Source organism: Nocardia sp. NPDC051981 (assembly GCF_040680715.1).
Lineage (GTDB): Bacteria > Actinomycetota > Actinomycetes > Mycobacteriales > Mycobacteriaceae > Nocardia.
The window spans coordinates 14986-28609 of the sequence record NZ_JBFAXK010000012.1; the positions used below are offsets into that span (position 1 = coordinate 14986).

A 13624-nucleotide genomic window follows, 5' to 3' on the forward strand; every position below is an offset into this window, starting at 1 on the left:
CCTTCTCTCTAGCGAGGAATGTCGATGGCCACATGGGCGGCGCCGTCGCCGGGAAACACCGTGGACAGCAGGTCCACGATCGAGCCGGCGTCGACGCGCAGCGGCTTGATCGCGCTGGTCGCGGGTTTCAGGACGGTGGCGATATGGCTCAGGTCGGGCCCGATCAGCTGCAGATAGTCATTGATCTTGGTGACCAGCGGCCCGATCGGATCGTCGTAGATTTTTTCGCCGATGTGGGAGTAGTTCTGGAACGCGGCGATGATGTGCAGCAGCTCCGGCAGCGCGGTGTCGATGTCCCCGGCGGCCGCGCTCAGGGTGGGGGCGCGCCCGTCGAACTTGTCGCCGAGGTTCTGCACGTTCGCGTACAGCCGCGCGATGGCATCGCGTTTGTCCCGCAGCAGATTCGCGGTGCCGGCCAGAGCCCTGGTCAGGTTGGCGACATCGGCGTCGCGGCCCTCGAATCCGGCGGTGACCGTGGTGGCCAGGTTCTGCAGCTTGGCCGGATCCAGTTGCGCGGTCAGCGCGTCCAGCTCGGCGAGCGCGTCACCGACCGTGGTCGCGATCTTGACCTGCCGGTTCGGCACCACGCTGCCGTCGTGCAGGAATGGCCCCTGGGTGCCGCTCGGCCGGAAGTCCAGGAATTGCTCCCCCGCCGCCGACAGGTTCGCGATCTGCACCACGCTGTCCGCGGGAATCCGGAATTTCGAGTCGTATTCGAGGGTGACGGCCAATCCGCGTCCGGTGGCGCCGATATCTCGGACCTTGCCGATGGGCAGTCCGCGCAGCGTCACCTCGGAGGTCTTCATCAGGCCGCCGGAACTGTCCAGCAGCAGGGTGACGGTGTTGTGCTGGCGGCGCGGGTCCAGATTCAGCACGCCGACGGCCATGTAGCTGCCGCAGATCAGGGTGAGCACCAGCAGCATGACCAGCGAAACCGGCCCGGAGAGTGAGAGTTTCATCTAGGGCACCATCCCGATCGAGCGCAGTGTGGTGATCAGCTGGTCGGCCTGCACATCGGCGGACACCCGCTGCACCCTCACATCCGGGGCGCTGAGGAAGGGAATGACCTTCTCCTTCAGCAGGGTGTGGAAGGTGTCGAGATCGGCCACCAGGGTCAGGTCGGCGTATCCGGCCGTGACCGCGGTCGGCGCGAGGATCGACACGATCGAGCGGAAGTCGCCGACATGCGGCAGCAGCAGGTCGCCGGCGTTCTGGGCCAGCGGGCCGCCGCTGATGATCAGGTTGACCACTGCCAGCAGCACATCCGACAATCCGGCGGCCCGGTCGGGCCCGAGCGTGAGGATCTGATCCACCGCCCCGCGGCCGGATTCCAGCTGGCCGGTGATCTGCTGGGCCGAGGTGAGGATGCGATTCAGATCGTCGGTGTGCGAGGCCATGTCGTGCAGCGCCGCGCGGCCCGCCGCATTGATCCGGTCCAGCTCGGCCGGATCCGACGGGAACGCCGCGTTCACGTCGGTGACCAGCTTCTGGATATCGGACCAGCGTCCACCGGTGATGATGTTGGACAGCGCCCGCAGAATGTCCTCCACATTCGTGGCGGGAATGGTCTGCGACATCGGGATCACATCGCCGTTGGCGAGGAACGCGGTGTCCGCGTGCTGGGGCGCTTCCAGCGCGATGTGGATATCGCCCAGAATCGTGGACTGCCGCAATTCCGCGGTCGTGTTCTTCGGCAGTTTGGCGTCGGTGTGCAGTTTCACCGTCGCCACCGCGGTGGTGCCGATCAGATCGATGTGGTCGAGCATGCCGACCTCGACACCGTCGGCGATCACCTTGGCCCGGTCCGGCAGGTTCAGCACCGAGCCGAATTCGATTCGCACGGTGTAGGTGTCGCCGGAGGGATAAGTCCCCGGAATCGGGATGTCGGTGGCCTTCACCCCGCAACCGGTCAGCACCAGCGTGGCCGTCGTGATGAGCGGCGCCAGCCGGATGGCGGTGTGCCTCAGGATCGGTGCGCGCCTCATTTCGCACCCACCCGCGGGAGTTGCGCGGCCGGTGGCGGCAGGGCGGCCAGCAGCGAAGTGATATCACCCTCGTGCTGCTGGACGAAAGTGTGTGCCTGCGGCAGTACCCCATCCAGCAGGCCGTAGATCTGCTGATCGTATTTGCCCACATTGCGGGCGATCACCGGGAGGAACTCCACCGCGATATCCACCGCGCCGGAGAATTCGGCCGAGAACTGCCCGATCAACTGGAGCCCGGCGCGCAGATTGTTCAGCACCTCCGCCATATCCGGCCAGTTGGTCACGAACATGGTGGTGAGCTGGTCCAGATTGTCGACCAGCCGCCGGAAGACGGCATCCTTCTGGGTGGGATCGCCGATCACCGCGGACAGCCGCTGCAGCAATTGATTCCACTGCTGCCCGGTGCCGTCGATGGCATTGTTCGCCGCGGTGAGGGTGTCGTCGAGCAGCGTGTCGGGGTTGCCGCCGGTACCGCCGCCCCCGGTCAGGTCACCGGCGAGCTTTCCCATGGCATCGAGCGCCTCGCTCATGCCGATCGGCGTCCTGGTCCGCTCCAGCGGAATGCATTGCGAGGTGTCGAATCGGGTGCCGCCGGTGTACGGCCTGGTGAGTTCCACATGCCGGTCCGTCACAATGGAACTCGACATCGTGACGGCCTGGATATCGGCCGGGAGTTTCACCGAATCCTCGACGCTCATGGTGATCCGCATGCGGTCGCCCATGGCCTCGATCTTGGTGACGGTGCCGACCTCGACACCGAGCATGGTGACGCTATTGCCCTGGTACAGGCCGACGGTATCGGTGAATTCCGCGCACACGCTCTGTTTCGGATCGCGTTTCGAATTCGCCCACGACACCCCGGTCACCCCGGCGGCCACGACCGCGACGGCGACGCCGGCGGCGAGTGCTGCTCTGCCCCATTTCATTCAGCACGCCTTGCCTTCGTAGGGAATGCACAGCTGGACTCCGGCGGCCGGCTGATCCACTTTCAGCTGGGTGCCCAGCATTCCGTCGAGCCGGTTGATGACATCGCGCATCCCGTTGATGACGGTGTCGATCCGATCCGGGTCCGCGGTCACCTTGGAGACCAGCTGCTCGAATTGCGTCACCGACGGCTCGATGCTGTCGCCGTAGGCCATGATCGGCCGGTGCAGGATGACCAGCAGCCTTTTGAGCAGGTTGAACATGCTCACGATGTCGTCCTTGCGATTGCCCAGCTGGTCGGCCACGGCGCCCAGCTGTTTCACGAAATCCGCGAGCAGCGCCTTGTCGTCGGCAATGGCGGCGATGTACTCGTCGGACACATCGAGCGCGCTGTTGAGCTGGTCGGTGCGCTCGGCGAGCAGCCCGGTCAGCTCGTTGGCATTCCCGATGACCCCGCGCAGCGCGTCGGGCTGTTGCGCCAGCGCCGAATTCAGCTGCCCGATGGTGCCGCGCATGGTGGCGGCGTCGACCTTGCCGAAGATCGGGGTGCCCTTGTCGAGAATGTCGCTCAGTTCGAACGGGGTAGCGGTGTGCTCCGGCGGAATGTGCTTCGCGGCGAGATCCTTGTCCCCGGCCGGGGACAGCGCCAGGTAGTGGCCGCCGATCGGGGTCAGCATCTTGACCTCGACTACGGACCTATCCCCCACGCGCACATCGTGATTCACCGTGAAGCGGACCTCGACGTGGTCGCCGACGAGGTCCACGGCGCGGATCTTGCCGACATTGATGCCGGCCACCCGCACCTCGTCCCCCGAGCGCGCACCACCGGAGATCTTGAAGTCGGCCACGTAGGTGCGCTGCCCGAACGGGATCACATGCAGCGCCCCGGCGATGGCCAGCGCGATCACGCACACCACGACACCTGCTATCCCCCAGCGCAATTGGGTGTTCTGGTCCCCCCGCCCGGTGAGCACGTCCCGAATCAGCTCGCCGGCATAGGCGATCAGTGCTCTCATCAGTTGCACACCACCAGTTTCTGGTTGGACAGGATGACACCGACCACGGCCGGGAGCGCGGCCTCGCCGTGCGAGCACGTGATGCGCGGCTGGTAGCCCTGACCCGGCACCGATCGGTTCAGCCCGGTCACCAATTGCGGTGTGAGGGCGAGAATCTGGGTGAGCTGATCGGTCTGCGACACCAGCCGCCGCAACAGCCCGTCGACCGGTCCGTAGCCGGTGTCGTAGGCGTCGCGACCCTCCTCCAGGATCGGAACCATCTGCCCCAGCACGCCTTTCGCGGTGTCGACCGCGCTCAGCATGGTCCGGGTCTTGGCCGTGAACTGGTGCAGGATGCCCGAGAGCTGCTGCACCAGATCGCCCACCGCTTTGGATTTGCCGCCGAGGGAACCGGCGACCATCCCAAGATTCCGGATGAGCAGCACGATCACGGCCTCGCTGTTGCGGGCGTGCTTGGTGAGCGTGTCCAGATCCGCCAGCACCGGCCCGATACCCGAGCCGTCACCCTGGATGACCCGCAGCAGGTTGGTGCCGAACTGGTTCAGTTGAGCCGGATCCAAGGTGTCGAACATCGGCTTGAAGCCGTTGAACAGCTTGGACACATCGAAGCTCGGGATCGTCCGCTCCACCGGAATGGTCGCTCCGGCAGCCAGTTTCGCTCCGCCCTGCCCCTCGGTGAGCAACTCGACGTACCGCTGTCCGATGAGGTTCTGATAGCGCACCGCTGCCTTGGTGTTGTCGTACACAGGCCGCGTCCGATCCACCGTGAAATGCACCCGCGCCCGAGTACCGTCCAGCGACACCGACTCCACCTTGCCGACGGCGACGCCGGACATGCGCACCGAGTCGCCAGCGAAAAGCCCGGAGACATCGGTGAACACCGCATCATAGGTGACCTTGTCACCGGGAATCGGGGTGCGCAGCGCCGTCACGATGAAGGTGGTGCAGGCGGCCACGACCACCAGGAAGGCGGTGAGCTTGAGCGCCGATTTGGTGATGTCGCTCATTTCGCCCCTCCCGCCAGCGAATCGGCCAGGTACGGCATGGTTTTCGCGATCAGCTCGAGCTGCAGCTGGACCCGGCCGTCCACCACCGGCAAAGCGCCGTCCATGGCCTGCAGCAGATTCGGCACGCGGTTGTAGGCCGGGGCCACCGACCCCACCGATACACTGATCGGCACCGCCAGGTCCAGAATGCTGTCGAGGATCTTCTCCAGATCCGGGTTGTTCTGCTGCAGGAGATTCGAAAGCCCCACCAGCACCGTGTCGTTCACGCCATTGGTGGACTTGTTGGTGCGCGCCTGGTTCTCCGGATCGCCGAAGTAGGCGCTCTGCTCGAGCACGGCCAGGATGGCGTGCCCGGCCGAGGGGGTCAGGTCCCGGAACGCCCCGGTCATGTCCCCGCCGATGCGCAGGTAGTGGGCCAGGGTGTTCTGCCGGCCGTCGGCCAGCAGCTTCGCGGTCGCGAAGAACGACTGCAGTACCGGGCCCATGCTCGGGGCATTGTCGAGCAGCAGGTCGAACAGTCGGTGCACCGCAGCCGAATCCAGCACCTGGGTCAGGCGCGCGGCGCGCCGGAAGACCCCGGCCACGGTGGCATTGGTGGCGTTCGCCCCGATCTGCAGCACCGTGTGCTCGCGCAGCTTCCTGCCATCGGTGCCCGGCACCAATTCGATGGCGCTGGAACCGAACACGTTCGACGAGGTGAAGCGTGCGCTGACGTCGTCGGTGAGGGCGCCGGCCTGGCGGCGTTCGATCGCGAGATCGATGCGCTGATGCCCGTAGCCGACGGTCTCGACCTTCTCGACGGTGCCGATGGCATAGCCGCGGAACTTCACCTCCGCGCCCGGCGCCAGGCCCTCACCCAGCGTCGTGGCGTCGACGGTGACCTCGAACCGGTCCGAGAAACCGCCCCGCGCATTGGAACTCACGATAATCGTCACAGTGACGAGCACGATGGCGACCACCAGGCCGCGCGCCCGCAACATCCAGGGACCGGCGCTACGGCCGGAATAGTCCTTGAACACGGCCATGTTTCACCCCGAGATCCGGATACCGACATCCAGGCCCCAGATCACGATCGTGAGGATCATGTCCAGGATGACCACCAGCACCAGGCTGGCGCGAATGGCCCGGCCCGAGGCCCGGCCCACGCCCTCCGGGCCGCCCGAGGCGTAGAAGCCCTGGTAGCCGTGGATGAGAATGATGACAACCACGAAGATCGTCGCCTTGACCAGCGAGGCCAGCACATCGCCGGGCTGCAGGAAGGCGTCGAAATAGTGGTAGTAGGTGCCCGAGGACTGCCCGTGCAGCACATTCACCACGGTCGCGCACGACAGGTACGACAGGATCAGCGTGAGCAGGTGCAGCGGCACGATGGTGATCACGCCCGCGATCACGCGGGTGGTCACCACGAAGGGCATGGGCCGGATGCCGATGGCCTCCAGCGCGTCGATCTCCTCGGCGATGCGCATGGCCCCGATCTCGGCCGTCATGCGGCAACCCGCCTGGGCCGCAAAGCCGATGGCCGCCACCATGGGCGCCATCTCGCGGGTATTGGCGTAGGCGGAGACGAACCCGGTGAGCGGGCCCATGCCGACCATGTTCAGCGCGGTGAAACCCTCCACCCCGATGGAGCCGCCGACCGCGATGCCCAGGAATGCCAGCACCGCGACGGTGCCGCCGCCGACGATGATCGCCCCGGAGCCCCAGGTGATGTCGGACAGGATGAGCATGGTCTGGCGCCGGTAGATCCGCAGCGTGTGCGGGATGGCGGCGAGCACCTCGTAGACGAAAGTCGCCTGGTGGCCCAGTGATTCGAAGACGGACAGGGGCGCCTGCGCGCTCGCGCCGATGCCCCGGCCCGCCGTCCCGAGCGGCGTGTATCTGGCTGGCACCTGTGTCATCAGCCCACCTGCGTCGGGATGAACATCGAAACCAGCTGGGTGATCACCAGATTCACGCCGAAGGCCGCGATCACGCCGATCACCACCGCGGCGTTCACCGCATTGGCCACCCCGCGCGGGCCGGCCGTGGCCTCGAGTCCGCGCTGACAGGACACCACCAGCACCATCACCCCGAACACGATCGACTTCGCGATGGCAACCCACAGGTCGGTCAGCTTGGCGAAGGCCGCGAACGCGGACAGGTAGGAGCCGGGCGTCACGCCCTGGAAACCGACGGCGATCACGTAGCCGGTGAACACGCCCATGAAGATGATCAGCATGCACAGCAGCGGCGTGAGCGCGATCATGGCGGCCAGCCGCGGCGCGACCAGCCGGCGAACCGGGTCTATTCCCATGACGCGCAAGGCATCCACTTCGTCGCGAATGGTGCGCGCACCCAGATCCGAAGCGATGGCCGACCCGGCCGCGCCGCCCAGCAGCAGCGCGGTCACCATGGGCGCGCCCTGCCGGATCACGCCCAGGCCGCCGGCCGCGCCGGACACCGAACTCGCGCCCACCTGCTGGGTCAGGCTCCCCACCTGCACCGCCACGATGACGCCGAACGGAACCGACACCAGCACAGCGGGAATCGCCGTCACGCTGACGATGAACCAGCCCTGCTGTAGCGTGTCACGCCACGGATGGCGCAGTGTGACGATGTCGACGACCAGGAACCGGAACGCCGCGCTCGCCAGCTGAATGGTGCGTCCGAATGTCCGCAGCCCCGAGAGAACGAATTCGATTGCCTGCCGTACCAACGGTTCCGGCCCCCGAACAGCCTTGTCGACCAATGTTCACCACCCCACAGCCCCACTGTTGGTCGATGCCGACCGGCCCCTCTGCTGACCGGTTCGAACTGACCGAGACAGTAATACAGATTTCGGACTGACGTGTCAGTCTTCACGGAATTACTCGCAGGCTTGACAGGGGGCCACCGGGCGGGGAAAGATGCGCGCGCCGCGCGAATAGCATGTCCTACCAGCAGGTTTCAGCAATAAGTCGGCAAATGCGAAATGCCGCTGAACCATTCGACTGGTCCAGCGGCATTTCGGATTTTGCGGGCGATTAGCTCAACTGCGGGCGTATGCCCTCACGACTGTCCGGACAGTGCGACCGCCTCGGCCAGCGGCCGGGATTCGTCCACGCAGGCACCGGGATCCAGCACCGCGCCCCGCCCGATCAGGTCCTTTGCCGCCCGGAACTCCGCCGGCCGGGCAATGGCCACCGCACCGATCGCGCGGCCCTCGCGCAATGCGAGCACCGTCGCGTCCCCCGCCTCGACCCGACCCCGCACCACCAGCTCGCCACCAGCGTGGATTACGCCTGCGAACTGCACGTTCCGGCCATACTGCACCGACCAGCCCCAGGGGACCTCGGCAGCCGCGGCGGGCAATCCCAGCATCGATCGGGCCGCCGCCGCACCCTGGGACTGGGCGCTGTTCCAATGCTCCTCGCGCCGATACCCGCCCGACACGGGATCGAATCGGGCCACCGCGTCACCGGCCGCATAGACCCCGGGCACGGATGTCCGATAGTGCTCGTCCACCCGAATCCCGTCACCCACCGCGAGCCCGGCAGCCGCAGCGAGCCGAGTGTCCGGGACAGATCCGATCGCGACCAGCATCGCGGCCGCCGTCCAGGTGCTGTCATCGGCGGCCACGGCGACCACCTCCGCACCATCCTGGGCGAGATGCGTCAGCCGGACGTCGGTGTGGATCGCCACCCCGTTGTCCGCGTGCAACTTCCGGAGATAATCGCCGATCGCCCGTGGCGCGACGCGCTCCAGCGGCACGGCCGCCGCGTCCAGCACCGTGACCTCCGCACCCAGCCCCCGCGCGGTTGCCGCGACCTCGCACCCGATCAGCCCGGCCCCCACGATCAGCAGCGACCCGCCCTGCGCGATCGCCTCCCGCAAGACCTCCGCATCCGCCCGGCCGCGCAGCGTGTGGATCCGCTCGCCCGTGTCGGGACGCCGTCCCCCGATCTCGACACCCCCGCGGTCGAGATCGGGGCGGATCGGCGTGGCAGCCATCGACAATGCGCGCGGCCGGGCTCCGGTGGCCAGTAGAAGGGTGTCGTAGCCGATCGCCGTGCCGTCGGCCAGCCACACCAGCGCCGGGCCCGGGTCGATCGATTCGACCGTGGTGCCGGGGCGCAGGTCGATCCGGTGGGTGTGCCAGAAGTCCGTGGGCTGCAACAGGGTCCGGCGGTCCTCGACGGTTCCGGCGAGGAGTTCCTTCGACACCATGGGGCGGCGGTACGGATGTCCGGGTTCCGCGCCGAGCAGCACGATCTCGCCGGTGTAGCCCTCGGTGCGCAGGGTGCGGGCTGCGGTGGCACCCGCGACGCCCGCGCCCACGATGACGATGCGGCCGCTCACGCGCGGCTGACCTCGACCATCTCGAAATCGCTCTTGGCGGCACCGCAATCCGGGCAGGACCAGTCGTCGGGGATGTCGTCCCAGCGGGTGCCGGCGGCGATGCCGTCCTCGGGCCAGCCCAGGGCCTCGTCGTATTCGAAGCCGCACTGCAGGCAGCGGAAGAGTTTGTAGTCGCTCATGAGTGGTGTCCTGTCGAGGTGGAAGTGGGTTCGAAATCGATCTTTTCGCGTACCCCGCAGTCGGGGCAGCACCAGTCGTCGGGGACGGCGGACCAGGGGGTGCCGACCGGGAAGCCTTCCCGCGGAGCGCCTTTCGCCTCGTCGTAGACGTAATCGCAGACCGGGCAACGGTAGGAGGACATCACGCCACCCCGTACTTCGCCAGCACGCGCGCCCGCCTGCGGGGCTGGATGTTCACCTTGGTGATGTCGCCCGAATAGTGCTCGAGCACCCGGTGATCCATCACCCGCCGCCACAGTGGCGGGAAGTAAGCCAGCGAGATCATGCTGGCGTAGCCGCTGGGCAGGTTCGGCGCGCCGTCCATACTGCGCAGCGTCTGATAACGGCGGGTGGGATTCGCGTGATGATCGCTGTGCCGCTGCAGGTGGTACAGGAAGATATTCGTGACGATGTGGTCGGAGTTCCAGCTGTGCTCCGGGGTGCACCGCTCGTAGCGACCGCTGGCGGTCTTCTGACGCAGGAGGCCGTAGTGCTCGAGGTAGTTGACGGTCTCGAGCAGGGTGAAACCATAGATCGCCTGGATCACCAGCCAGGGCAGCACCGCCGGGCCGAAGACCGCGGCCAGCACGCCCCACAGCACCACCGACATCAGCCAGGCATTGAGCACGTCGTTGCGAATCGTCCACGGGCGCTTGCCCAGTCGCTCCAGTCGCTTGGCCTCCAGCTCCCACGACGACCGCAGGCTGCCCCACACGCTGCGCGGCAGGAAGGACCAGAAGGTCTCGGCGAAGCGGGCGCTGGCCGGATCCTCGGGCGTCGCGACCCGCACGTGATGGCCGCGGTTGTGCTCGATGTAGAAGTGGCCGTAGAACGTCTGGGCGAGCGTGATCTTCGACAGCCAGCGCTCCAGTTCGTCCTTCTTGTGGCCGAGTTCGTGCGCGGTGTTGATGCCGACGCCGCCCATGACACCCATGCTCAGCGCCAGGCCGATCTTGGAGACCACGCCGAGGCCGCCGTCGATGCCCAGCCAGGACAGGTCGCTCGCGGTCCACAGGTAGCAGGCGACGGTCAGACTCAGCAGCTGGAAGGGGATGTAGGTGTAGACGCAGTACCGGTAGTACTTGTCGTTCTCCAGGTACTCCATCACCTCGTCGGGCGGGTTCTGGCCGTCCGGGCCGAAGAAGCGGTCCAGCACCGGCAGCAGCCCGTACACCAGCAGCGGGCCGATCCACCACCAGACCGGGGCGACGACCGACCAGCCGAGTTCGTTGAACGCCCACACCAGCACCATCGCCACGAACAGGGCAGTCGGGGGTACGAGACCGAACAACCACAGATACCGCTTGCGGTCACGCCACTGGGGGCGGGCCGAAGCCTCCGGCTCCCGGCTGCGTTCAACTCGAGAACGAGACGTCGTCATTGCCGCACTCCTTGTATTTACACTTTCCGAAGAACTGTATTCATTAGATACACTGTGATCCAGTCTGTCAACGACGGGACGAAAGTTGAGCTCATGTACCATCAGGACGTGGTTGAAGCGCCGAACTTCCAGACAGAGATGCGGCAGTTGCTGCGCGAGCGGATCATCGACGCGGGCCGGCGGATAGTCATCACCGAGGGCTGGGGCGCGGTGAACATGTCGCGGCTGGCCAAGGAGGTCGGCGTGAGCCGGCCGGTGCTCTACAAGGAATTCGCCAACAAGCACGAGCTGGCCGAAGTGGTGATCCAGCAGGAGGTCGACGGCTTCCTGGTCGGCATCGCCGAGAGCCTGGCCGCGCATCCCGCGGACGTGGCGGCCGGCATGACCCAGGCGGTCGACTACACGCTGCGGACGGGCGCCGACAACACCCTGCTCAAGGCGGTACTGGCCGGTCGGTCGGAGACCGACACCGCGCTGCTGCCGGTGCTGATGACCGAGACCGAGCCGGTCCTGGGCCGCGCGATCACCGCGGTCTCGGGCGCGCTTCGCACGCAGTACGGGCTCGACGATATGAGCGATGCCGAGCTGACCTCGATGTCGGAGGTCTTGGTCCGGCTCGCCCTGAGCCATCTGTTCCAGCCGACGGGCCCGATCGACCGGGCCGTCGACCAGATCCATCGGGTGATCGTCGGCGCCTTCGGCGCGGCGCTGGAATAGGCTGCCGCGCAGGCGGATCGGGCTGTCTCGCCGCGTCGGGGCGAAATCAGGTCAGGCGCGCGGCGAGCCTGGTGGCGTTCATGTGAGCGATGGCCTCGATGCTGACCATCGGGTTCACGCCGGAGGCGGTCGGGAAGCAGGAGCCGTCGGCCACCACGATATTCGGGACGTCCCAGGTGACACCGTCGGGATTGGTGGCCGAATCCCCGGGTGAGCCGCCCATGCGGGCCGAGCCCATGATGTGCAGCGCGCCCATCGAGCACCGGCCCGGCGCATAACCGGCCGCGGCGGCCTGCGCGGCGAACTCCCCGTGTGAACCGCTCGCGCCGGGCTCGTAGCCGACGCCGGCCTGATGGCCGGAGAAGATCCGCTCCGCCCCGGCCGCCTCCAGAATGCGTGCGGCATTCACGATTCCGGTGTGCATGTGGGCGGCGTCGCGGGCGGAGATCCGGTAGCGCACCACCGCCTCACCCCGGCGGTCGGTCTCGACCGAGCCGTGGTCGCGGTCGCGGGTGATCACGCCGACGGCCACGGTATTTGCGAGCTTCAGCATGCGGTCGCGATGGGTGACCGCGCCGGTCCAGGCCTGGAAACCGACCGACATGCCCGGGGTCATGGGGCCGGTCTCGTAGATGACGCCGTATCCGTTCCCGTCGAGGTCACGGTCCTGCTTGGAATACCGGGTCTGCATGCCGCCCTCCCAGGGGCGGATATCCTCGTCGAAGACCCCGAAAACCGCTGTGGCCGGGTGCAATCGGAGAAAGTCGCCGATATTGCGGTTACCCAGGCCGGAACGGCGCAGCAGGGCGGGGGTCTGGATGGCCCCGGCGGCGACCACCACCGCGCGGGCCCGCACCCAGACCGAACGCCCCTCGGCCGTCACGGCTTCCACGCCGGTGGCGCTGCCATTGGCGACCACGATGCGCCGCACATCGGTGCCCACGAACAGGCGCGCGCCCGCCGCGGCCGCGTCCGCCAGCCAGGTCTTGACCACCGACTGCTTCGCGCCGATCCGGCAGCCGAAACCGCAACGCCCGCATTCGATTCCGGCATCGCAGTGGGTGACATTGCGGGGCAGCGGCTCGACGTGCCAGTCCAGCTTGCGCAGGCCGCGCTCGAGAATCTCGTCGCGGTGCGAGGCGGGTGAGTGATCGAGGTTCACCCCGAGACGCGAGACCACGGCCTCGAGGGCGTCGGTGTACTCCTGCTCGGCGAACTGCCGTGCGCCCAACTTGGCCCATTCCGCGCGGACATCGTCCGGGGTGCGGAAGGAGGTGGTCCAGTTGACCACCGTGCCGCCGCCCAGCGCGGTACCCGCGACCAGCCCGAGCTGACCTTCGGCGGTGGCGGCCGGGCCAGGGGCGTACAGCTTCAGGAAGCCTTCCTTCTCCCCGATGCCGAAATCCGGATCGTCGTAGTACTCACCGCGTTCCAGCACCACCACGTCGAGCCCGGCCCCGGCCAGCACCGCCGCGGCCGTGCCGCCGCCCGCGCCCGACCCGATGACGACCACATCGCACACGACGGTGGTGTCGGCATCCGGACGCTGCGGGCTGAGCCCGCGCTGCGCGCCCTCGACCGGTCCGAAGGCGGGCGGAATGCCGATCCGATCCCACACCGGATTGATCCCGGTGGGCCCGGGCGTCAAGTAATAGGAGGTGACCGCCGCCCCCTTCAATGCCTGGAACAGCGCGCGCTTCTGTTCGAGCCGCGAATTGGCCATCCCCAGCAGCCACCGCTCGCGGTCCTCGGCGCTCAGCCGCGAGAACTTCCGCCAGCCCGCGCCGTTGAGCAACCCGAACAGCCGTGAATCCCATACGCGCATCAGCAGTTCGAACTGCCGCCGTTCCGCCTCCCGCGGATTGCGCCCGAGCAGTTCGGTCACGGTGTCGACCACCCCCAGCTCGGAGGCCGCCGGCAGGTCACCCCCGTCCCCCGGCGCGAAGCTGTCACACACCATTCCGAGTACGGCACGCCACGCCGCGTCTGAAGCCATGCCGCCATCATGCGCCACACCCCCGCCGCTGTCCCGGCAAATGCGGCACACCGCCCTCACTTG

General features: G+C 67.3%; 14 protein-coding genes. 1 reads left to right on the plus strand and 13 read right to left on the minus strand.

The genetic code is table 11. The features are described from left to right. Window positions 1-8 precede the first annotated feature (8 nt). From AB0L60_RS21325 to AB0L60_RS21380, 12 genes are all read right to left on the minus strand, one after another. Window positions 9-959 carry an MlaD family protein gene (locus AB0L60_RS21325; RefSeq protein ID WP_364616610.1) on the minus strand — a complete coding sequence of 317 codons (951 nt, stop codon included), beginning with the start codon at window positions 957-959 and terminating at the stop codon, window positions 9-11. After that, window positions 960-1985, minus strand: coding sequence for an MlaD family protein (locus tag AB0L60_RS21330; RefSeq protein ID WP_364616612.1), 1026 nt, complete (start codon window positions 1983-1985; stop codon window positions 960-962). Continuing rightward, window positions 1982-2911, minus strand: a complete 930-nt coding sequence (locus AB0L60_RS21335) for an MCE family protein (RefSeq protein ID WP_364616614.1) — start codon at window positions 2909-2911, stop codon at window positions 1982-1984. The genes AB0L60_RS21330 and AB0L60_RS21335 overlap by 4 nt, the downstream gene beginning before the upstream one ends. Continuing rightward, entirely contained in the window at window positions 2912-3925 is a 1014-nt protein-coding gene (locus tag AB0L60_RS21340; protein ID WP_364616616.1) for an MlaD family protein, read from the minus strand. It abuts the gene before it with no gap. Then, the gene (locus tag AB0L60_RS21345; protein WP_364616618.1) at window positions 3925-4932 is read right to left on the minus strand and encodes an MCE family protein; all 1008 of its coding nucleotides are present in this window, start codon (window positions 4930-4932) and stop codon (window positions 3925-3927) included. The genes AB0L60_RS21340 and AB0L60_RS21345 overlap by 1 nt, the downstream gene beginning before the upstream one ends. After that, window positions 4929-5957: an MlaD family protein gene (locus tag AB0L60_RS21350; RefSeq protein WP_364616620.1), complete on the minus strand. Its 1029-nt coding sequence runs from the start codon at window positions 5955-5957 to the stop codon at window positions 4929-4931. The genes AB0L60_RS21345 and AB0L60_RS21350 overlap by 4 nt, the downstream gene beginning before the upstream one ends. Before the next feature lie 3 nt (window positions 5958-5960). Continuing rightward, complete coding sequence (locus tag AB0L60_RS21355) at window positions 5961-6830, minus strand: ABC transporter permease (protein WP_364616622.1); 870 nt, start codon at window positions 6828-6830, stop codon at window positions 5961-5963. Beyond that, window positions 6830-7627: an ABC transporter permease gene (locus AB0L60_RS21360; protein ID WP_364617010.1), complete on the minus strand. Its 798-nt coding sequence runs from the start codon at window positions 7625-7627 to the stop codon at window positions 6830-6832. Before AB0L60_RS21360 ends, AB0L60_RS21355 begins: the two co-directional genes overlap by 1 nt. A 332-nt stretch (window positions 7628-7959) precedes the next feature. Next, a complete protein-coding gene (locus tag AB0L60_RS21365; RefSeq protein ID WP_364616624.1) occupies window positions 7960-9249 on the minus strand; it encodes an FAD-dependent oxidoreductase in 1290 nt (429 codons plus the stop codon). Beyond that, a complete protein-coding gene (locus AB0L60_RS21370; RefSeq protein WP_354849896.1) occupies window positions 9246-9428 on the minus strand; it encodes a rubredoxin in 183 nt (60 codons plus the stop codon). The genes AB0L60_RS21365 and AB0L60_RS21370 overlap by 4 nt, the downstream gene beginning before the upstream one ends. After that, on the minus strand, window positions 9425-9610 hold the full coding sequence (locus tag AB0L60_RS21375) for a rubredoxin (RefSeq protein WP_354849893.1): 186 nt from the start codon (window positions 9608-9610) through the stop codon (window positions 9425-9427). Before AB0L60_RS21375 ends, AB0L60_RS21370 begins: the two co-directional genes overlap by 4 nt. Beyond that, on the minus strand, window positions 9610-10848 hold the full coding sequence (locus tag AB0L60_RS21380; protein WP_364616627.1) for an alkane 1-monooxygenase: 1239 nt from the start codon (window positions 10846-10848) through the stop codon (window positions 9610-9612). The genes AB0L60_RS21375 and AB0L60_RS21380 overlap by 1 nt, the downstream gene beginning before the upstream one ends. 108 nt (window positions 10849-10956) lie before the next feature. Here AB0L60_RS21380 and AB0L60_RS21385 point away from each other — a divergent pair, with 108 nt between their 5' ends. Continuing rightward, the gene (locus AB0L60_RS21385; RefSeq protein WP_364616629.1) at window positions 10957-11565 is read left to right on the plus strand and encodes a TetR family transcriptional regulator; all 609 of its coding nucleotides are present in this window, start codon (window positions 10957-10959) and stop codon (window positions 11563-11565) included. 46 nt (window positions 11566-11611) lie between these two features. Here AB0L60_RS21385 and AB0L60_RS21390 read toward each other — a convergent pair whose 3' ends face one another. Next, the gene (locus tag AB0L60_RS21390; RefSeq protein ID WP_364616631.1) at window positions 11612-13561 is read right to left on the minus strand and encodes a GMC family oxidoreductase N-terminal domain-containing protein; all 1950 of its coding nucleotides are present in this window, start codon (window positions 13559-13561) and stop codon (window positions 11612-11614) included. Window positions 13562-13624 lie beyond the last annotated feature (63 nt).